Raw genomic sequence first — 17,719 nt, 5'->3', positions numbered from 1 at the left:
ACGGAGATGTAGGTCCGGGGAGAAGCCATGCCGATTAGCCGTGCGACCAGCCTGTGGCGCAGCGCCGCCGACCACTTCGAGCCGGACGACGACGTCGATCCGAAGGCCCAGCGCCAGCTGCGCGGCCAGCTCGAGCAGATCGACTATGCCGCCTACGCCGCCAACAAGAAGGTGCTGGGCGGCGCGATCGGCAAGGCCGAGGCCCAGCAGTTCGAACGTCTCGCCTTGGCGACGGCCGTGGCCCGCACCCAATGGGCGGCCGCCTCGCTTGCGATCACGGAGAAGGGTCACGCCCTGACCCGCGATCAGGTGGAGCACCTGGCGCACTTGCGCATGGCCTATGAAGAGCTCAGCGAAGTCTACGGCGCCATGCGCCGGATGGTTGAGCGGGGCTACTTGGCCTATTCGGGCCCTCAGACGCCCGAGGGCTGATCGCGACGGCGCGCTAGACCCTGTCCCGGCTGACTTGGATCAAGTCAGCCGGGAAAGAACAGGGGCGTCGGCAATATCTGGAGCCCTTCTTATCCACTCAGGTTGATTTAACCTGAGTGGGAAGGGCTCTAGTCGCCCTTGAACTTCGCCGGCCGCTTCTCGCGGAAAGCGGCGATACCCTCCCGATAGTCGGCGCTGCGGCTGGCCAGCAGGTACTGGTCGCGATCCATATAGATACTGGCCTGGGCGGTGGCCGCCGAGATGGCGTTGACCGCCTCCTTGGTCATGCGCACCGGCAGCGGCGGCAGGGCTGCGACCTTGTCGGCCCACCGGCGGGCGGCCGCCAGTGCGCCGCCGGCTTCCGCCACCTCGTCGGCAAGGCCCCACGCGAGGCAGCGTTCGGCATCCGCCGCCTCGCCGAACATCACATATTGCTTGGCGCGCGAGGGGCCGGCCAGGGCCACCAGCTTCGGCAGCGTCCGCCAACTCATGTTCATGCCCAGCGGCACCTCCGGCAGGCGCATGTAGGCGCCTTGCCCTATCACCCGGAAGTCGCAGGACACCGCCAGCGCGCAGGCGCCGCCGATGCAATATCCCTCGATGGCGGCGATGGTCACCGCCTCGATCTCATCCCAGGCCTTGCAGAGGTCCGGCCCCGCCATGATCGCGCGGCGGCCCTCCAGAAGGGTCCCCTGCCCGACCCGCGTCTGGCTGGCCGAGAGGTCCGCGCCGGCGGAGAAGTAGGTCTCGGCGCCTGTCAGGATGACCGCCAGGATGTCGGTGCGCAGGCGCAGCAGGCGCGCCGCCTCGGTCAGCTCCGCCATCAGCTCACCGTTCAGCGCATTGCGCGCCTCCGGTCGCGCCAGCGCCACCTCGCAGACGGCCTCGCGGCGGCTGACGGCGATGTGCGTCCATCTCGCGTCGAACAGTTCGTCCGTGCCGGCGGCCCTCCAATGACGGACCACGATACACGAGGCGGCTTGCAAGCCGAGCCGCGCAGGCGAACTATCCACCCATGAACAAAATCGCCGCCCTGGCGTTCGCCGCCAGCTTCGCCCTCACCGCCACGGCCCAGGCCGCCGGCTACCAAGCGCCCCGCAACGGCTTCGGCCAGCCGGACCTGCAGGGGACCTGGACCAACGCCTCGCTGACCAGCCTGCAGCGGCCGGCGATGTTCAAGACGCTGACGCTGACCGAAGCCGAGGCCGCGGCCATGGAGAAACGCCGCGCCGCCGCCCGCGCCCAGGCCGACAAGCCCACCGATCCCAACTCCGGCGCGCCGCCGTCAGCCAACGATCCGGGCGGCTACAACGCCTCCTGGACCGACCCCGGCGTCAGCCTGGGCCGCATCGGCGGACAGGTCCGCACCTCCTGGATCGTCGATCCCGTCGATGGCCAGCTGCCCTATTCCACCACCGGAAAAGCCGCCTACATCGAGGCGCTGCGCAAGGCGCGGAACAGCTGGGACGGGCCGGAAAACCGCCCGCTCGGCGAGCGCTGCATCCTGGGCTTTGGCTCGACCGCCGGCCCGCCGATGCTCAACGTGCTCTACAACAACAACTATCAGATCGTGCAGTCCAAGGACTCCGTGGCGATCCTGGTGGAGATGAACCACGACGTGCGCATCGTGCGGCTGGTGGGCAAGGATTTGGCCGACAAGGCGCACCTGCCCGGTTACATGCGGCCCTGGATGGGCGACTCGATCGGCTGGTGGGACGGCGACACGCTGGTGGTCGAGACCACCAATTTCAATCCGGGCGAGAGCCTGCGCCCTTACTTCGGCAACTCCATCCTGCTGTCGCCGGGCGCCAAGGTGACCGAACGTTTCACCCGCGTCTCACCGACCCAGATCCTCTACCGCTTTTCGGTCGACGATCCGGCTACCTACAGCCAGGTCTGGAAGGCGGAGATGCCACTGAACGCCGCCAAGGGGCCGGTCTACGAATACGCCTGCCACGAAGGCAACTATGCGCTGCCCGGCATCCTGGCCGGCGCCCGCAAGGCCGACCGCGAGGGCAAGAAAATCGAGGCGGTGGACGTCAGCGGCGGCTAACCCTGCGGGCGGCTCGGCCCGGCAAAGGGCCGCCAAAATCCGCGTTTGAAAGGAAGCCCTTAACCTGCCGCGGGCATGGTGGCGGCATGGCAACGCTGCACGCCACCCGGGACGCCGCCAGCGGAGGGGCCCAAGGGCTGGGTTTTGACACCCTGCCCCTGCCCATGGCCGTTCTCGATTCCGAACTGCGCGTCGTGGAAACCAACGGCGCCTTCGCCGAGCTACTGGACGTGCCGGCCGCCAGCCTGATCGGCGAGCCGCTCGGCCATCGCCTGCGCTCCGCGGCCACCGATGTCCCCACCGGCGACGGCGTCCAGACCTTCGGATTCCAAGCCGCCGACGGTCCACGCTGGCTGCGCCTGGACCTGCAGGAACAGCACGACGGCCGGATCCTCGCGATCCTGGTCGACGTCACCGGCGAGCGCGCCGTGCTGGAGCGGATGAAGGCCGACTTCGCCGCCCGCGGCCGGCTGATGCATGACGCCGAGGTGGGTGTCTGGCGCTACGATCCCGACGCCGAGGTCTACCACTTCCCGAGCGAGCTCGCCCTGGGCCACGGCGGCAATCAGGAGCCGGTGCCGGTCGCGACCCTGCAGCTCATCCAGCACGAAGACGACCGCGTCATCGACGACGAGATCCGCGAGCGCCTGACCCGTGAGGAGGGCACGGCCGAGGCCGACATGCGCTATCGGACCGGCGACGGCGGCTGGCGGGTGCTGCGCGTGCTTTACCGTTCCGGCCGGAAGCTCCGCTCAGGCCGCTACGAGATGTACGGCCTCAGCCAGAACGTCACCGACCTGGCGCAGGCCCGCGACGACGCCAACGCCAGCGCCGGGCGCCTGAAGCTGGCCCTGACCGCCGCCCGCGCCGGGGTCTTCGGCTACGACTACGCCAAGGCCGAATACTGGCTGTCGCCGGAGTTCCGCGACCTGATGGGGCAAGTCGCCCTGGACGTCGCCGCCGCCTCCGATGATCCCCGGATAATCTTCCATCCCGATGATCGCGACACCATGCGCGCCATGGGCGTCGAAAGCATGAAAGCCGGCCACGCGATCTCCAGCGAGGCGCGCGTCCTCCGCGCCGACGGTCCGATGTGGGTGCGCGTCTATTGGCAGACGGAATGCGACGCTTCGGGCGCGCCGACGCGCGGCGTGGGCCTGTTGCTGGATATCGACGAACAGAAGCGTCAGGAGCTGGCGCTGACGGAAGCGCGCCTGCTGGCAGAGTCCGCCACGGCGTCCAAATCGAGCTTCCTGGCCTCGGTCAGCCATGAGATCCGCACGCCGATGAACGGCATCGTGGGCGTGCTGAACCTGCTGAAGCGCGAGAGCCTCAGCGCCGAGGGCCGCGACCTGCTGGGCGAGGCCCTGGCCTGCAGCGACATGCTAGCTCAGCTGATCGACGACGTGCTCGATTTCTCCAAGATGGAGGCCGGCAAGCTGGACGTGACGCCGGCGCCGACCGATCCGGCCGCGGTGATGACCAGCGTGGTGGCCCTGCTGCACCCGCAGGCCGACAGCAAGAACCTGTATCTGCGCGCGACCGCCGAGCCAATGGGTTGGGCGATGGTCGACCCGATCCGACTGCGCCAGTGCCTGTTCAACATCATCGGCAACGCCGTGAAGTTCACCGAGACCGGCGGCGTCGAGGTGCGCATGAGCCTCAGCGGCTCCGGCGCGGCGCGCAAGCTGCGCGTCGAGGTTCAGGACACCGGCGTCGGCGTCCCCGACCACGCCAAGGAGGCCCTCTTCGACCGCTTCCAACAGGCGCACACCGGCCCCGACCGCAAGTTCGGCGGCACCGGCCTGGGCCTGGCCATCTCGCGCAACCTGGCGCGGATGATGGGCGGCGACATGGGCTTCGAGAGCGCCGAGGGCCTGGGCTCGGTCTTCTGGTTCGAGATCGACGCGCCGCCGGCCGATGCGCCCGCACCCACGCCGAAGGCCGAAGCCGGCGATGCGCCGCTCACCGGGCTGAAGGTGCTGATCGTCGACGACAACCGCACCAACCGCCTGGTGGGCCTGAAGTCCCTCGAGGCCCTGGGCGCCGAGGCCGAGACCGCCGACAGCGGTGAGGCGGCGATCGCCGCCGCGGCCCGCGGCGGCTACGACCTCATCCTGATGGACGTGAACATGCCCGGCATGGACGGCATGGAAGCCACGCGCCGCATCCGCGCCATGGGCTCGCCCGAGGCCGACGTGCCGATCGTGGCGCTGACGGCCGACGTCATGACCCATCACCAGGCCGCCTATCACGACGCCGGCATGAACGGCTTCGTGCCCAAGCCCTTCTCGCCCGGCCAGCTGCTGGGCGAGATCCTGCGGATCGCCGGCTAGACCCTGTCCCGATTGGGCTCGTGCTACTTGCCGTCCGGCGAGAAGGCCAAGAGCACGTTCATCGCATTGCCGCCGGTGTTGGCGGCGCCCAGGAAGCCGCTCATGGTATAGACCATGCCGCCGGCGATGGCCGGGCCCATGCCGTCGATGCTGCCGCCAGGCTGGCCCTTCACCTGATTGACCGTGTCGTAGGTCTGGCCGGTCGTTGAGAAGGCCCAGATGATCTTGCCGCTCGCCGGATCGTAGGCCCGGAACCAGCCGTCCATCGTCCCGGAGAACACCGCGCCCGGCATGGCCGACGGCGCGGCGGATTGCGCCCGGATGCAGGCGCCCTTGGCGTAGTCGCGGCTGCGGTCGCCGGCGTAGTGGCAAGGCGCCTTCGGCGCAGGCGTCGACCACAGGAACTTGCCCGTGGCCGGATCGAGCGCATAGAGGCCGGGCTTGGCAGGGCCAAGCTTGTCGTCGGTGATGGCCGGCGCGCCCGGGACTTCGCCGAACAGGTTGATCACGTCGGAGATCGCCACAAAGAGGCGTTTGCCGTCGGCGGCCATGCCCCACTCGATGCCGCCCAGCGCCGAGCCCGAACCCACCGCCGTTTTCCAGACCAGCTTGCCGGTGTCCGGATCCATGCCGTAGGCGATGCCCGACTTCTGGCCCGAGAGCACCATCTGCTTTCCGCCCGGCAGCGTGAACAGGATCGGCGAGGCGCCGAAGTCATAGTCGGGGCCCACCGGCGTCGGGCAGTTGGGCAGGTTCGAGTGGTTCTCGCAGCCCATGATGAAGTTGTCTTTTTCAGTGACCTGCGTGCTCCAGCGGATCTTGCCGGTCTTCATCTCGATGGCGACGATGGCGTCGTCACCCTTGGTGGGCTCGTCGGTGTAGCTGTCGCCGGTGGCCACATAGACGAGGCCGCGCTTCGCATCGACGGTGGGCGCCGACCAGATCGCCGCGCCGGCCGGTCCCTGCATCATCACGCCCGCCGAGTTCTTGTGGGTCGGATGCAACGGCTCGGTGATGACGAAGGTCTTCCACTGGGTCTTGCCGGTGGCGAGGTCGAGCCCGACCAAAGAACCGCGGAAGCTGCAGCAGGCGTAGCTGAGCTGCCGCGCCGCCGGCTCCTCGCCAGAGGTCAGGGGGACGAACAACTGATCGCCGGACACGACCGGCGTCCCGGTGATCCCCGCGACCGGATTGGTCTCCAGTTGGCCGGAACGCCAGATCTCCTTGCCGGTGGCCGCATCCATGGCCCGCACGACCCGGGTGCGTTCGCCCACGAAGGTCGCCCAGCCGCTCGGCGAAATGGCGCTCTTCACCACCATCGGCGTGGTGCGCGAGGAGACGCCCTCGATCACCCAGTGGACGCAGCCCGTCTTGGCGTCGAGCGCGTAGAACTTGCCCGAGCGGTTGGTGATGAACAGCCAATCGCCGATCACCGTCGGCATGGAGCCGCCGGTCATGGCGAAGGCCCACTTCACCTTCAGCTTCGGCACATCGACAGCCTTCAGGCCCGGGTTGGGCTGGAAGCGACTGGAGTTGGCGTCGCGGCCCACGGCGGCCCAGTCACTGGGCGTCGTGTGGATCGGCGGCGTCGTCGTGCACATGACGTCGACGCCGCGGCTGGCGACGGGTGCGGCTCGCGCCCCGCCCGGCTGCGGATGGGCGTCGGGCCCGGCGACCGGCGTGGTCAGATAGGCGGCGACGGCAGCCTTGTCGGCGTCCGACAGGCCCTGGGCCATCGGCGCCATGACCCCGCCGGTCAGGGCCTGGAGGATCTGCGCCGGCTGATAGGTCGACAGCGTGGTCCGGTTCGGGGCGCGGTCGATGGCCGGCTCATGGCAGGATTTGCAGCGGGCGTTGAACACCGCCTCGCCACCAGCCGCCGCCTGGGCGCTCGCCACCAGGGGCGTCGCGAGCAGCGCCGCGCCCACAGCGGCGGCCGCCGCGAAAATCCAAGCCTTCATCCCGTCGCTCCCCAAACCGGTTTTTCCAAGCCTAGACGGCGCCGGGGGGCGATAACAAGCAGACCCGCGGCTTTGTTCAGCTTCCGGTCAGGTCATACCGCGCCTTAGTGGCGCCGGGATTTCGTGGTTCTGTAACCTTGGAGCCGTAGCCTCCTTGAGATCGTGGGAAGCGTCAGGCATGCGCCCTAGACGACCTAAGACAGCGCTGATGACAGCCGCCGTTGCTGCTGTCGCCCTTGCGGCCTCGACGGCCTTCGCGACCGACGGCCAGGTGAGCCTCAACGCGCACGACCTCGCCCTTCTCAACCGCGTCACCTGGGGCCAGTCGGCCAGCGCGGCCGAAGACCTGCAGAAGCTGGGCGCGCGGGCCTGGCTGGACCGACAGCTGCGCGCGCAGGCCGGCGACCGCCTGCCGCCGGCGGCCCAGGCGCAGGTCGACGCCCTGCCCGTCTCCAAGACGCCCATGCCCGAGCTGGTCGTGCAGCTGAACGCCCAGATCCAGGCGGCCAACAAGCTCACCGACCCCGACCAGAAGAAGCTCGCCCAGCAGGCCTATCAGCAGGCCATGACCGACCTCGGCAAACAGGCGGCGACCCGCGAACTGCTGCGCGACCTCTATTCGCCGGATCAGTTGCAGGAGCAGATGACCTGGTTCTGGCTGAACCACTTCAACGTCCATATGTACAAGCGCGACGTCCGCGCCATGATCGGCGACTACGAGGACCAGGCGATCCGGCCGCGCGCGCTCGGCAAATTCCGCGATTTGCTGGAAGCCACGCTCAAACACCCGGCCATGCTGCGCTATCTGGACAACGACCAGAACGCGAACGGCCACATCAACGAAAACTACGCCCGCGAGATCATGGAGCTGCACACCCTGGGCGTGGGCTCCGGCTACAGCCAGAGGGACGTACAGGAGCTGGCGCGCATCCTCACCGGCGTCGGCGTCGACGTGAACCCCGATCCGCCGAAGCTGAAGGCCGCTTACCAGCCGTTGCTGGTCCGCTCCGGCCTGTTCGAGTTCAATCCGAACCGCCACGACTTTGGCGACAAGGTCTTCCTGGGCCATACCATCAAGGGCTCGGGCTTCGGCGAGGTCGAGCAGGCGCTGGACATCATCGCCCGGGAACCCGCCACCGCTCACCACGTCTCGGCCCAGATGGCGGCCTACTTCATGGGCGACGATCCGCCGCCGGCCCTGGTCGACCGCATGGCCAAGGCGTTCCAGCGCTCCGACGGCGACATCGCCGCGACCCTGCGCGTGCTGTTCACCAGCCGCGAGTTCGACGCGTCCCTCGGCAAGGCCTTCAAGGACCCGATGCACTACACGGTGTCGGCGGTGCGGTTCGCCTACGACGGTCGGGTGATCCTCAACACCACCCCGATGCAGAACTGGCTGAACCGGATGAGCGAGGGGCTCTACAACCACGAGACCCCGGACGGCTTCTCCGCGGCGTCGGCGTCTTGGAACGGCCCGGGCCAGATGGCCGTGCGCTTCGAGATCGCCCGCCAGATCGGCTCCGGGTCGGCGGGGCTCTTCAAGCTCGACCAGCCGCAGGCGAAGGACCAGCCGGCCTTCCCGCAGCTGCAGAACGCCCTCTACTACAAGGCCGGCCTCGACCAGACGCTGGCCCCCACCACCAAGTCAGCCCTCGGCCAGGCGGGATCGCCGCAGGACTGGAACACCCTGTTCCTGTCATCTCCGGAGTTCATGCGCCGATGACCCTGCATCGCCGTCATCTGTTGACCCTAGCCGCCGCGACGGCGCCGGCCCTGGTCGCCGGCGGCGTCTGGGCCGCGCCGCAGACCTCGACCCGCCTCTTGGTGGTCTTCCTGCGCGGCGCCTATGACGCGGCCAATGTGGTGATCCCCACGGGCAGCGATTTCTACTACCAGGCTCGTCCGACCCTCCACATCGTCAAGCCCGATCCGGCCAATCCCGACGCGGCCCTGCCGCTGGACGCCGACTGGAGCCTGCACCCGGCGCTGAAGGACACCATCTATCCGCTGTGGAAGGCCGGCCAGGTCGCCTTCGTGCCCTTCGCCGGCGCCGGCGACGACCTGTCGCGCAGCCATTTCGAGACCCAGGACACCATCGAGCTCGGCCAGGCCGTGCAGGGCTCGCGCAACTACGGCTCCGGCTTCATGAGCCGGCTGTCGATGACCCTGAACGGCGCCGAGCCGATCGCCTTCACCGACCAGCTTCCCCTCACCTTCCGGGGCGGCAAGGCGATCCCCAACGTGGCCGTGGGCGCGGTCGGCAAGCCCGGCGTGGACGACCATCTCGCTGGCCTGATCCAGCAGATGTACCAGGGCCAGCCGCTCGGTCCCGCGGTCGCCGAGGGCTTCCAGGTCCGCAACCAGGTCTACCAGTCGATCTCCCAGGAGATGGTCGCGGCCAACCGCGGCGCGGTCTCGCCGAAAGGCTTCGAGCTGTCGGCGCGGCGTATCGGGCGCCTCATGAAGGCCAACTACAATCTGGGCTTTGTCGACATCGGCGGCTGGGACACCCACGTCAACGAGGGCGCGGCCCAGGGCTATCTGGCCGGCCGATTGGGCGAGCTCGGCCGCGGTCTGGCGGGCTTCGCCGACGAGATCGGGCCTGACGCCTGGAAGGACACCGTGGTCGTCGTGGTCTCCGAGTTCGGCCGCACCTTCCGAGAGAACGGCGACCGCGGCACCGACCACGGCCACGGCAGCGTCTATTGGGTGCTGGGCGGCGGCGTGAAGGGCGGCCGCCTGGCCGGCGAACAGGTCCAAGTGGTCGAAACCACCCTGAACCAGAACCGCGACTACGCCGTGCTCACCGACTACCGCTCCCTGATCGGCGGCCTGTTCGGCCGGATCTACGGCCTCAACCAGAACCAGCTCGGCCAGGTGTTCCCCGGCGCGGCGCCGAAAGACCTGCAGCTCGTCTAGACGACCAGCGCGTTCTCGCCGATCGCCTTCAGCGCGGCCAGGCCCTCGTCGAACTGCGGGCCGACCATCTTGTCCATGGGGAAAACCATGTGCATCAGCCGGGTGACGAAGGTCGTCGGCCCGTACATCGCCCAGGTGAGCTTGGTCCCGGAGCCTTGCGGCTCCAGGGTAAACTCGGCGGTGTTGTGCGCCGTGAACGGCTTGGTGAAGTCGAGCTTGATGACCACTTTCGAGGGCGCATCGGCTCGCAGGATCTCCATGCTGCCGGAGCCGGCCTTCTTGCCCACCCAGGCATAGCCCGCGCCCACGCCGCTCTTTGGACCAGTGAAGGTCTTGGCGATCTCGGCGTCCATCTTCTCGAAGGGCGACCAGTCCGCCCAGGCGTGGAAGTCGTTGATATGGGGGAAGATCGCCGCCGGCGGGGCGTCGATCACCGTCGAACGTTCGACGCGGAAGGTCTCGGCCATGATCTTGAGGCTCCTGATCCAGTTGGGCATCGCCTCGATGCCTGCTGGAAGACGCCGCAGCATCGGTCACGCCGACACGTTGTGCAAATTTTCCGCGCCAGGCTTCCCTTAACGTCAGGCCGGCTTGCGTCGGCTCGGCGACGGTCCAATAGTCCGCGCTCGCCTCGTTGGACCGGGCGCATCGGGGATACAGATGATCAGACACGCAAAGCCCGCCGCCCTGGTGGCGACCCTCGGCTTGTTCGCGGCCACCTCTGGCGCCGCGGCCGCCACCTATACCCTGGAGCCGACGCCTTCGACCGTGGCCTGGGGCCACTATGACGGGACGGACAAGCCCGCGCTAACGGTCAAGTCGGGCGACGTGGTGGCGGTGCACACCCTGCTCACCAACAACCCGACGGGCCTGAAGGCCAACGGCGTGCCGGACGACCAGATCGAGCCGGCCCTGCGCGACGTCTACGAACATGTGCCGGCGTCCGCGCGCGGCCCCGGCGGCCACGTGCTCACCGGCCCCATTGTGATCGAAGGCGCGGAGCCCGGCGACACCCTGGAAATCCGCATCCAGAAGATCGATCTGGCGATCCCCTATGCCTACAACGGCTTCGGCGCCGCGAACGGCCTGCTGCGGGACGATTTCCCCTACCGCCGCACCAAGATCATCCCCCTGGATCGGCAGGCGATGGTCGCGCGCTTCGGCCCCGGCATCGTCATTCCCCTGCATCCGTTCTTCGGCAGCATGGGCGTAGCCCCGCCACAGGAGATGGGCCGCTGGGATTCCACGCCGCCCACGGTGATCGGCGGCAATATGGACAACAAGGAACTGGTGGCCGGAACCACGCTCTTCCTGCCGGTCTTCGTGAAGGGCGCCTTCTTCAACGTCGGCGACGGCCATGCGGGCCAGGGCAATGGCGAGGTCGACGTCACCGCGATGGAGACGTCCCTGGTGGGGACCTTCCAGTTCATCCTGCACAAGGGCGAGCGCCTGCCCTATCCGCGCGCCGAGAGTCCGACCCACTACATCGCCATGGGTTTCGACGACGACCTCGCCGTCGCGACCGTGAAGGCCGTGCGCAACATGGTCGAGTTCCTCGCCACCCACAAAGGCATGACCCGTGACGACGCCTATATGCTGGTCAGCGTCGCCGGCGACGTCGACATCAGCGAGCTGGTCGACCGCAACAAGGGCGTCCATGTGATGATGCCCAAGGCGGTCTTCGCCAAATAGCGGCTTGCCAGGGCGCCGCGGCGAGCGTCCCATCCCTCAAGAGCGACGGCGCGGGCCAACCGCGCCGGCACGCCGCTGGAGGAGGTAAGTACGATGGACGGATCCGTCGATCTCAAGCGCGAAGCCCAGGCCCGCGCCTACGCCGAGCCGCTGGAAACACTGAACCCGGCCCAGCCGGAGCTCTTCGCCACCGACGCCATGTGGCCCTATTTCGACCGCCTGCGCGCCGAGGCGCCGGTGCACTACACGCCGGAAAGCGACTATGGGCCCTTCTGGTCGGTCACCCGCTACAACGACATCATGGCCGTCGACACCAATCACCAGGTGTTCTCCTCGGCGGACGGCATCACCCTGCAGTCGCTCGAGTCCAAGGCCGAGATGGCCAAGCGCCCGACGCGCTCCAGCTTCATCTCCATGGACCCGCCCAAGCACGACGTGCAGCGGCGCACGGTCAGCCCGGTCGTCGCGCCGTCGAACCTGCAGAACATGGCGCCGACCATCCGCGAGCGCGCCGGCGTGATCCTCGACGCGCTGCCGATCGGCGAGACCTTCGACTGGGTAGACCTGGTCTCGAAGGAGCTGACGGCCATGACCCTCGCCACCCTCTTCGACTTCCCCTTCGAGGAGCGGCGCAAGCTCACCTACTGGTCGGACATGATGACCAATGCGCCGGGCTTCGGGCCGGTGAAGAGTTGGGACCACAAGCGCGAGGAGCTGGACGTCTGCTTCTCGGCGTTCCGTGAGCTCTGGAACGAGCGTATCGATGCGCCGCCGAAGTTCGACCTGATCTCCATGCTGGCCCACGGGGAGGCCACCCGGGACATGGACGTCCACGAATTCAACGGCAACCTGGGCCTGCTGATCATCGGCGGCAACGACACCACGCGGAACACCATCTCCGGCTCGGTCTATGCGCTGAACAAGCATCCGGATCAGTACGACAAGCTGCGCGCCGACCCGTCGTTGATCCCCTCTATGGTCTCGGAGACCATTCGCTGGCAGACGCCGCTGGCGCATATGCGGCGCACGGCGACCCAAGACTTCGAGCTGGGCGGCAAGGCGATCCGCGAGGGCGATCTGGTGGCCATGTGGTACGTCTCGGGCAACCGCGACGACAGCGTCATCGCCGATCCCAACGCCTACGTCATCGACCGCGAGCGGCCGCGCACCCACCTGTCGTTCGGCTTCGGCATCCACCGCTGTGTCGGCAACCGGCTGGCCGAGTTGCAGCTGACGATCATCTGGGAAGAGATCCTGGCGCGCTTCCCGCACATCGAGCTCGTCGAGGAGCCGCAGCGCACCCACTCGGTGTTCGTGAAGGGCTACGAGACCCTGCGGGTGCGCATCCCGCGCCGAGCTTAGCGGGCCGCCGCAGCCGCCTCGAACTTGAACGCCAGGTAGCGGAACGTCCCGTCTTTGGCGTCACCCTGGCCTCACAGCGCGGCGTGCGCCGGCTCTGTTGGATGCAACTCGCTCATGTTCACGAACTCGCCGGCCCGATAGCGCCGGAAGTGCTCGTTGATGGTGGCCGCGGAATCCGCCACGAACGGGCCGTGCTGGATCAGCGGCTCGCTGATCGGCTTCCCGGCATAGAGCACGAGCCGAGCGCCGCCGTCAGTCGCCTCCAGGACCAAATCCGCCGCCTCCGAAGGCCCGAACCAACCTGTCTGCCCGGCCACAACCGTCTCCCCACCGACACGAACGGCGCCCTCGATCACGTAGACAAAGCCGTTGTACGAGGCCGGCAGGTCCTGCCGGAAGGTCGCCTTCGGCTCCAGCTTAAGATCGATCATGGTGACCGGAACCCGATTGGCGGTCGTCGACGCGGTCGAGCCTGACGCGCCGCTGTACAGGCGCGCCTCGGCCCCGGGCGCACGAACGACCGGCGCCTGGTCGCGCGGGATGATCTGGAATCGCGGCGGCAGGTTCCGGTCGGAGGCCGGTAGCGCGATCCAAAGCTGCAGGATCCGTGTCCGCCCCTCGGCCTCGACCGCTTCGTTGTGGATGATCCCCCGGCCCGCCGTCATCCAGACCACATCGCCGGCTTCCATCGGACCCTCGTCCCGATCGAACAGCCCGCCCTCGAGAATGAGCGTCACCGTCTCAAGTCCGGCGTGGGGATGAGGGCCGCCAATGATGCGGCGAACCGGGAGGTCCAGACGATCGTCCATCAGCAGGACGAAGGGATCTGTGGCGGCAAGCGCCGTCGAACGCACGACCTCCACGGCGGTGTGGCCTTCGCCGATGAAGCCGGGCTCGGGTGCGGGGGTGGTGTCGATGCGAGAGATGAGGCGGGTCATGGTGAGCAATCCGGTATCATTTTGTGACTGAGGCGGGATATGTTCCCCTGCCCTCGCGGCCGCAAGCAGGCACAGTCCTGATACCGGTCACCTCCCGCGCCCTCGGACGACCTGCCCAAAAACAAAAAGGCCGGCTCCCTTTCCGAAGTCGGCCTGACGGAAGCCGTCGCCGGCGTCTCCGCCGGCGACGAGCCCTATCCGATCCGTTCAGGCGGCCTCAGCGACCGCTTTCTGGCGCGAACGCAGCACGACGCCGAGCCCGCCGAAGCCGAGGATCATCAGCGCCCAACTCGCAGGCTCCGGCACGCCGGGTGTGAAGGTTCCATTGCCCGGCACGAACTCCGCGAAGCCGGTGAAGCCCTTGTCGACGACGGGCCACAGGCTGATGCCGAACTGCTCAGGGCTGAGCACGACATTGTTCAACGAGGAGATCGCAATCACATCGGTGATGGTGTCGCCTGAAATCGTGACCCCCGCGGCGGGGGTCGCCGGGTTCACCGTGATCGCGTTGTTGAAGAGGACATAGCCAAAGCCCTCGGAGGCGAACGGCGCAGGAGCGCCGGCGCCCTCCGTGTTGATCCCCCACACATAGACGGCGCCCGGCGTTGTGCCGATCGGCGCGTCTGCTGTGGCGCTGAGCACTAGGTCGGAGCCGTCGACGGTTGCGGACGCGCTCAAGATGTCCACGTCGCCGTCGCCGCGATGCTCACCCGCGCGCCGCTGGAGAACTCTACGACCATCGCCGGCTCGGCGTTTCGCGCCCCGGACGCATCGACCACAACCGCCGGCGCAAAGCCGCCGGACCCGCCGCCCGCCATGTAAATCCGTCGCCAGCGATAGAGGAGTAACTGGCGCCAGCGCCCCACCTACCGCCCGTGGCCTTCAGGCCGGATGATCGCCGCAAGCATGGCGAGGGGGCCCGACGTTGGACGTTCAAGATGATCATCAGCATGGTGCGCGAGGCGATGGCGATCGTCATCAGCACCCTCATCAGCACGGTGCGCGGAGCGCGGTTCGCGACGAGCCCCTGCGCCGGATTGAGGTGATCACGGGTAGCGAGCGACGCCGGCGATGGGCGCCGGAGGAGAAGGCGAGGATCACCCGGGAGAGCCTTGAGCCTGGCGCTAATGTCTCGGCGGTGGCGCGCCGATATGGGGTGAGCATCGGTCTGCTGCACTACTGGCGCAAATGCGTGCGGGACGGCGTCGGTGCATCGCCGCTGCATTTCGTGCCGGTGGTGGCCACGCATGCTGAGCCGGCGTTGAGCCCGGCGAGCGGCGTGATCGAAATCGAGCTGGCCGGCTCACGGATCCGGCTGAGCGGTCCGGTGGACGGGTCTAACCTGCGGGTCGTTTTATCGGCAGTGCGGGCCAGCGGATGATCTCGCCGCGCGCCGACCTGAAGGTGGTCGTCGCTTCCCAGCCCATCGACTTCCGGCGTGGCGTGAACGGTCTGGTCGCCCTGGTGGCTGAGGCGCCAGGCGCCGATCCGTACGGCGGGACTGTCTTCATCTTCAGGTCCAAACGAAAGGATCGGCTGAAGCTGCTGACATGGGATGGCAGCGGCATAATCCTGGCGACAAAATGGCTAGAGGCTGGCGGCTTTACCTGGCCTCCGATCACGGCAGGCCGGGTGGAGATCGGCCCCGAGCAGATGGCGCTTCTGGTGGCCGGTCTGGACTGGACAAGGGCGGTTGCGGCGCCCGTCCGGCGGCCAACAAAAGTAGGCTGAAACGTTGTAATTGCTGGCATTTATGGGCTCAAAAAGCTAAGTTTGCGCATGCCGCTTCGCGCCGAAGACCTGCCGCACGAGATCGAGCCTTTGCGGGCCATGGTGCTCTCGCTGGCGGCCGAAAACGAGGCGCTCAAAGCGGCGATTAAGCAGATCAACGCCCAGGTCTTTGGCCAGCGCTCCGAGCGCGCAAGCCTTCTGGCCGAGGGGCAGCTGGACCTGGAGCTGGGCGATCTTGCCGATGCGCCGACTGTAACGGATCAGACCGCGCCCGCACCTACGCGTGAGCACGCCAAGCGTAAGCCGGCCAATCGAAACATCGGCCGGCTGGCGAGCTGGCTGCCGCGGGTTATCGAGGTGATCGAGCCGGCGGTTACGACATGCGCCTGCTGTAGCGGCGCGCTGCACAAGATCGGGGAAGACGTCGCTGAGGCCTTGGACGCTGTCCCTGCCCAGGTGCGGGTGCTGCGCACCATCCGTCCCAAGTACGCCTGCCGCGCTTGCGAGAGCGGGATCACCCAAGCGCCCGCCAAGTTGCGCCTCTTCGACGGCGGCATGGCGACCACGGCCTTGGTCGCCAGCGTGGCGGTGTGGAAGTATGCTTGGCACATGCCGTTGAACCGGCAGGCCCAGATCCTGGCTGGCCAGGGCGTCAGGCTGGACCGGGCGACCTTAGGCAAATGGGTGAAGAAGGCGGCGTGGTGGCTGAAGGGGCTTTATCTGCGCCAGCTTGAGGTGATCCACAGCCATCCGCGCCTCTACTGCGATGAGACCCGGCTGCCGGTACGTAAGATAGGCCGACGACGAACTCACACGGGACAGCTATGGGCGCATGCGGTGGATGATCGGACCTGGGGCGGGCCGGCGGCGCCGGCGGTCGTCTACATCTTCGCTCAGGGCCGTGGCCATAAGGAAATCCGCGCTCAACTGGCCGACTATCAGGGCTTGCTGCAGGTGGACGGCTATAGCGCCTACAAGGGCTTGGCCAAGCCTGGGCGCAAGCCCGGGCCGATCGAACTGGCCTTCTGTCTGGCCCACGCCAGGCGCAAGTTTACCGACGTCTACAAGACCACCCAGTCGCCCTTCGCTGCCGAAGCGATCGGCGCCTTTGCCCGGATCTATGCCATCGAGGCCGAGATCCGCGGACGCAGCGCGCAGGAGCGGATGGTGGTCCGCCAGGCCAAGACCGCGCCGATGATGGCCGATCTGAAGCGACGCTTCGAAGATGAACTTGCGGGTCTGTCGTCTAAGTCCAAGCTCGCAGGCGCGATCCGCTATAATCTGGCGCACTGGTCTGGCCTGACGCGTTTCTTGAATGATGGGCGGCTGGAGGCGGACAACAATAGCGTGGAGCGAACGATGAGGCCCATCGCTCTTGGGCGCCGCAACCATCTCTTCGCCGGTGATGACGGCGGAGCGGAAACCTGGGCGATCCTGGCTTCGCTGCTGAACACGGCTAGGCTCAACGACATCGATCCCTTCGTCTGGCTGAACGATGTCCTCGAGCAGATCGTCAGTGGCCAGACCAAGGCCAACGACCTGGACCGTCTGCTGGCGTGGAACTGGAAGGCGGACCGCGCCGTGCAGATGGCGGCAGCGGCATGAAGCGGGCGCCGACCAAGGCTCGGCCTGCGGCCGAGCGCGCCATGGGCGACGCGGAGCTTGAGCGCTGGCTGCGCGCGCGGCGGGCGCACAACCCCCTCGTCAAGACGTTGCCCATGCTGGATGGCTTCGTCACCGCCATGGCTGCAGGGCCCATAGGGCTGGATCTGATGGGCCATATATGCGCCGCCCTGGCCCTGAAACGCAGCGCCTGGGATGTGGGAGCAACGCCCGAGTTTGCAGCGATCAAGGCGACGGCGGATCGCTTCAACGCCCTCAGCGCCACGCTCTCGGATGCGGAGCCAAAGCCTTTGCACGCCCGCAAGTCCAACGGCGACATCGACGCCGCGCCATGGTGCGAAGGCTTCCTGACCGCGGTCAATCTCGACCGCAAGGCTTGGCAAGACGTGCTCAACCTCGACAACCATCTGCACGGGCTGACGCTACCCATCCTGCTTCACTGCAAGAACAACCGCGGCGAGCCGATGCTCGGACCGCCAAGAGCAGGGATCGAAACCCAGATCTTCTTGAAGCAGGCCTATACCGACATCCCGATGAGCGTCCGCGCCATCCGCGACCACTATCACGTCACCCGATACAACGAGCCTCCGCACCGAGCCCCCTATCGCTGAGATGACGGCATCTTCCCGCGACCTGATCGCGGGTGGAAGGTGGGGCGCTGGAGCCAGTTAC

16 protein-coding genes are annotated in these 17,719 nt (G+C 67.6%); 11 read left to right on the top strand and 5 right to left on the bottom strand.

Annotation, left to right across the window (positions count from 1 at the left end):
• Positions 1–27: 27 nt before the first annotated feature.
• A complete protein-coding gene (locus tag VHS75_RS02585) occupies positions 28–432 on the top strand; it encodes a hypothetical protein (protein WP_329637040.1) in 405 nt (134 codons plus the stop codon).
• A 128-nt stretch (positions 433–560) separates the two neighbouring features.
• Here the strand turns inward: VHS75_RS02585 and VHS75_RS02580 are convergent, their stop codons facing one another.
• Positions 561–1,418: an enoyl-CoA hydratase/isomerase family protein gene (locus tag VHS75_RS02580; RefSeq protein WP_329637039.1), complete on the bottom strand. Its 858-nt coding sequence runs from the start codon at positions 1,416–1,418 to the stop codon at positions 561–563.
• A 29-nt stretch (positions 1,419–1,447) separates the two neighbouring features.
• Between VHS75_RS02580 and VHS75_RS02575 the strand changes: the two genes are divergently transcribed.
• Together VHS75_RS02575 and VHS75_RS02570 are read left to right on the top strand one after the other, a co-directional pair.
• Positions 1,448–2,485 carry a hypothetical protein gene (locus tag VHS75_RS02575; RefSeq protein WP_329637038.1) on the top strand — a complete coding sequence of 346 codons (1,038 nt, stop codon included), beginning with the start codon at positions 1,448–1,450 and terminating at the stop codon, positions 2,483–2,485.
• Between the two features lie 86 nt (positions 2,486–2,571).
• Complete coding sequence (locus VHS75_RS02570; protein ID WP_329637037.1) at positions 2,572–4,821, top strand: ATP-binding protein; 2,250 nt, start codon at positions 2,572–2,574, stop codon at positions 4,819–4,821.
• A gap of 23 nt (positions 4,822–4,844) precedes the next feature.
• Here the strand turns inward: VHS75_RS02570 and VHS75_RS02565 are convergent, their stop codons facing one another.
• On the bottom strand, positions 4,845–6,782 hold the full coding sequence (locus VHS75_RS02565; RefSeq protein ID WP_329637036.1) for a PQQ-binding-like beta-propeller repeat protein: 1,938 nt from the start codon (positions 6,780–6,782) through the stop codon (positions 4,845–4,847).
• Between the two features lie 208 nt (positions 6,783–6,990).
• Here VHS75_RS02565 and VHS75_RS02560 point away from each other — a divergent pair, with 208 nt between their 5' ends.
• Together VHS75_RS02560 and VHS75_RS02555 are read left to right on the top strand one after the other, a co-directional pair.
• A complete protein-coding gene (locus VHS75_RS02560; RefSeq protein WP_329637035.1) occupies positions 6,991–8,505 on the top strand; it encodes a DUF1800 domain-containing protein in 1,515 nt (504 codons plus the stop codon).
• Positions 8,502–9,701 (top strand): DUF1501 domain-containing protein, encoded by a 1,200-nt coding sequence (locus VHS75_RS02555; RefSeq protein WP_329637034.1) that lies wholly within the window; start codon positions 8,502–8,504, stop codon positions 9,699–9,701. The genes VHS75_RS02560 and VHS75_RS02555 overlap by 4 nt, the downstream gene beginning before the upstream one ends.
• Here the strand turns inward: VHS75_RS02555 and VHS75_RS02550 are convergent.
• Positions 9,698–10,231, bottom strand: coding sequence for an SRPBCC family protein (locus VHS75_RS02550; RefSeq protein ID WP_329637033.1), 534 nt, complete (start codon positions 10,229–10,231; stop codon positions 9,698–9,700). The genes VHS75_RS02555 and VHS75_RS02550 overlap by 4 nt on opposite strands.
• Positions 10,232–10,361: 130 nt before the next feature.
• Here VHS75_RS02550 and VHS75_RS02545 point away from each other — a divergent pair, with 130 nt between their 5' ends.
• Together VHS75_RS02545 and VHS75_RS02540 are read left to right on the top strand one after the other, a co-directional pair.
• Positions 10,362–11,393, top strand: coding sequence for an acetamidase/formamidase family protein (locus VHS75_RS02545; RefSeq protein WP_329637032.1), 1,032 nt, complete (start codon positions 10,362–10,364; stop codon positions 11,391–11,393).
• A 93-nt stretch (positions 11,394–11,486) separates the two neighbouring features.
• Positions 11,487–12,755 carry a cytochrome P450 gene (locus tag VHS75_RS02540; protein ID WP_329637031.1) on the top strand — a complete coding sequence of 423 codons (1,269 nt, stop codon included), beginning with the start codon at positions 11,487–11,489 and terminating at the stop codon, positions 12,753–12,755.
• A gap of 71 nt (positions 12,756–12,826) precedes the next feature.
• Here the strand turns inward: VHS75_RS02540 and VHS75_RS02535 are convergent, their stop codons facing one another.
• Both VHS75_RS02535 and VHS75_RS02530 read right to left on the bottom strand, forming a co-directional pair.
• Positions 12,827–13,693, bottom strand: coding sequence for a pirin family protein (locus VHS75_RS02535; RefSeq protein WP_329637030.1), 867 nt, complete (start codon positions 13,691–13,693; stop codon positions 12,827–12,829).
• A gap of 207 nt (positions 13,694–13,900) precedes the next feature.
• Positions 13,901–14,371, bottom strand: coding sequence for a PEPxxWA-CTERM sorting domain-containing protein (locus VHS75_RS02530; RefSeq protein WP_329637029.1), 471 nt, complete (start codon positions 14,369–14,371; stop codon positions 13,901–13,903).
• A gap of 364 nt (positions 14,372–14,735) precedes the next feature.
• Here VHS75_RS02530 and tnpA point away from each other — a divergent pair, with 364 nt between their 5' ends.
• From tnpA to VHS75_RS02510, 4 genes are read left to right on the top strand one after another with little or no spacing between them, the layout of a single operon-like run.
• Complete coding sequence (gene tnpA / locus VHS75_RS02525) at positions 14,736–15,074, top strand: IS66-like element accessory protein TnpA (protein ID WP_329637065.1); 339 nt, start codon at positions 14,736–14,738, stop codon at positions 15,072–15,074.
• Positions 15,071–15,424, top strand: coding sequence for an IS66 family insertion sequence element accessory protein TnpB (gene tnpB / locus VHS75_RS02520; RefSeq protein WP_329637028.1), 354 nt, complete (start codon positions 15,071–15,073; stop codon positions 15,422–15,424). Before tnpA ends, tnpB begins: the two co-directional genes overlap by 4 nt.
• 48 nt (positions 15,425–15,472) lie before the next feature.
• Positions 15,473–17,029: an IS66 family transposase gene (gene tnpC, locus VHS75_RS02515; protein WP_329637027.1), complete on the top strand. Its 1,557-nt coding sequence runs from the start codon at positions 15,473–15,475 to the stop codon at positions 17,027–17,029.
• Positions 16,981–17,658 (top strand): YecA family protein, encoded by a 678-nt coding sequence (locus VHS75_RS02510; protein WP_329637026.1) that lies wholly within the window; start codon positions 16,981–16,983, stop codon positions 17,656–17,658. Before tnpC ends, VHS75_RS02510 begins: the two co-directional genes overlap by 49 nt.
• The last annotated feature ends 61 nt before the right edge of the window (positions 17,659–17,719 follow it).

This window comes from Phenylobacterium sp., from assembly GCF_036264965.1.
Taxonomy (GTDB): Bacteria; Pseudomonadota; Alphaproteobacteria; order Caulobacterales; family Caulobacteraceae; genus Phenylobacterium.
The sequence above is the reverse complement of the archived record's forward strand: the minus strand, read 5'-3'. Positions and strand labels throughout refer to the sequence as shown.

What these genes read in the sequence shown, in the direction of transcription:
- VHS75_RS02585 (WP_329637040.1), top strand. Translation starts at nt 28, where the DNA reads ATGCCGATTAGCCGTGCGACCAGCCTGTGGCGCAGCGCCGCCGACCAC.
- VHS75_RS02575 (WP_329637038.1), top strand. Translation starts at nt 1,448, where the DNA reads ATGAACAAAATCGCCGCCCTGGCGTTCGCCGCCAGCTTCGCCCTCACC.
- VHS75_RS02570 (WP_329637037.1), top strand. Translation starts at nt 2,572, where the DNA reads ATGGCAACGCTGCACGCCACCCGGGACGCCGCCAGCGGAGGGGCCCAA.
- VHS75_RS02565 (WP_329637036.1), bottom strand. Translation starts at nt 6,782, where the DNA reads ATGAAGGCTTGGATTTTCGCGGCGGCCGCCGCTGTGGGCGCGGCGCTG.
- VHS75_RS02560 (WP_329637035.1), top strand. Translation starts at nt 6,991, where the DNA reads ATGACAGCCGCCGTTGCTGCTGTCGCCCTTGCGGCCTCGACGGCCTTC.
- VHS75_RS02555 (WP_329637034.1), top strand. Translation starts at nt 8,502, where the DNA reads ATGACCCTGCATCGCCGTCATCTGTTGACCCTAGCCGCCGCGACGGCG.
- VHS75_RS02550 (WP_329637033.1), bottom strand. Translation starts at nt 10,231, where the DNA reads ATGCTGCGGCGTCTTCCAGCAGGCATCGAGGCGATGCCCAACTGGATC.
- VHS75_RS02545 (WP_329637032.1), top strand. Translation starts at nt 10,362, where the DNA reads ATGATCAGACACGCAAAGCCCGCCGCCCTGGTGGCGACCCTCGGCTTG.
- VHS75_RS02540 (WP_329637031.1), top strand. Translation starts at nt 11,487, where the DNA reads ATGGACGGATCCGTCGATCTCAAGCGCGAAGCCCAGGCCCGCGCCTAC.
- VHS75_RS02535 (WP_329637030.1), bottom strand. Translation starts at nt 13,693, where the DNA reads ATGACCCGCCTCATCTCTCGCATCGACACCACCCCCGCACCCGAGCCC.
- tnpB (WP_329637028.1), top strand. Translation starts at nt 15,071, where the DNA reads ATGATCTCGCCGCGCGCCGACCTGAAGGTGGTCGTCGCTTCCCAGCCC.
- tnpC (WP_329637027.1), top strand. Translation starts at nt 15,473, where the DNA reads ATGCCGCTTCGCGCCGAAGACCTGCCGCACGAGATCGAGCCTTTGCGG.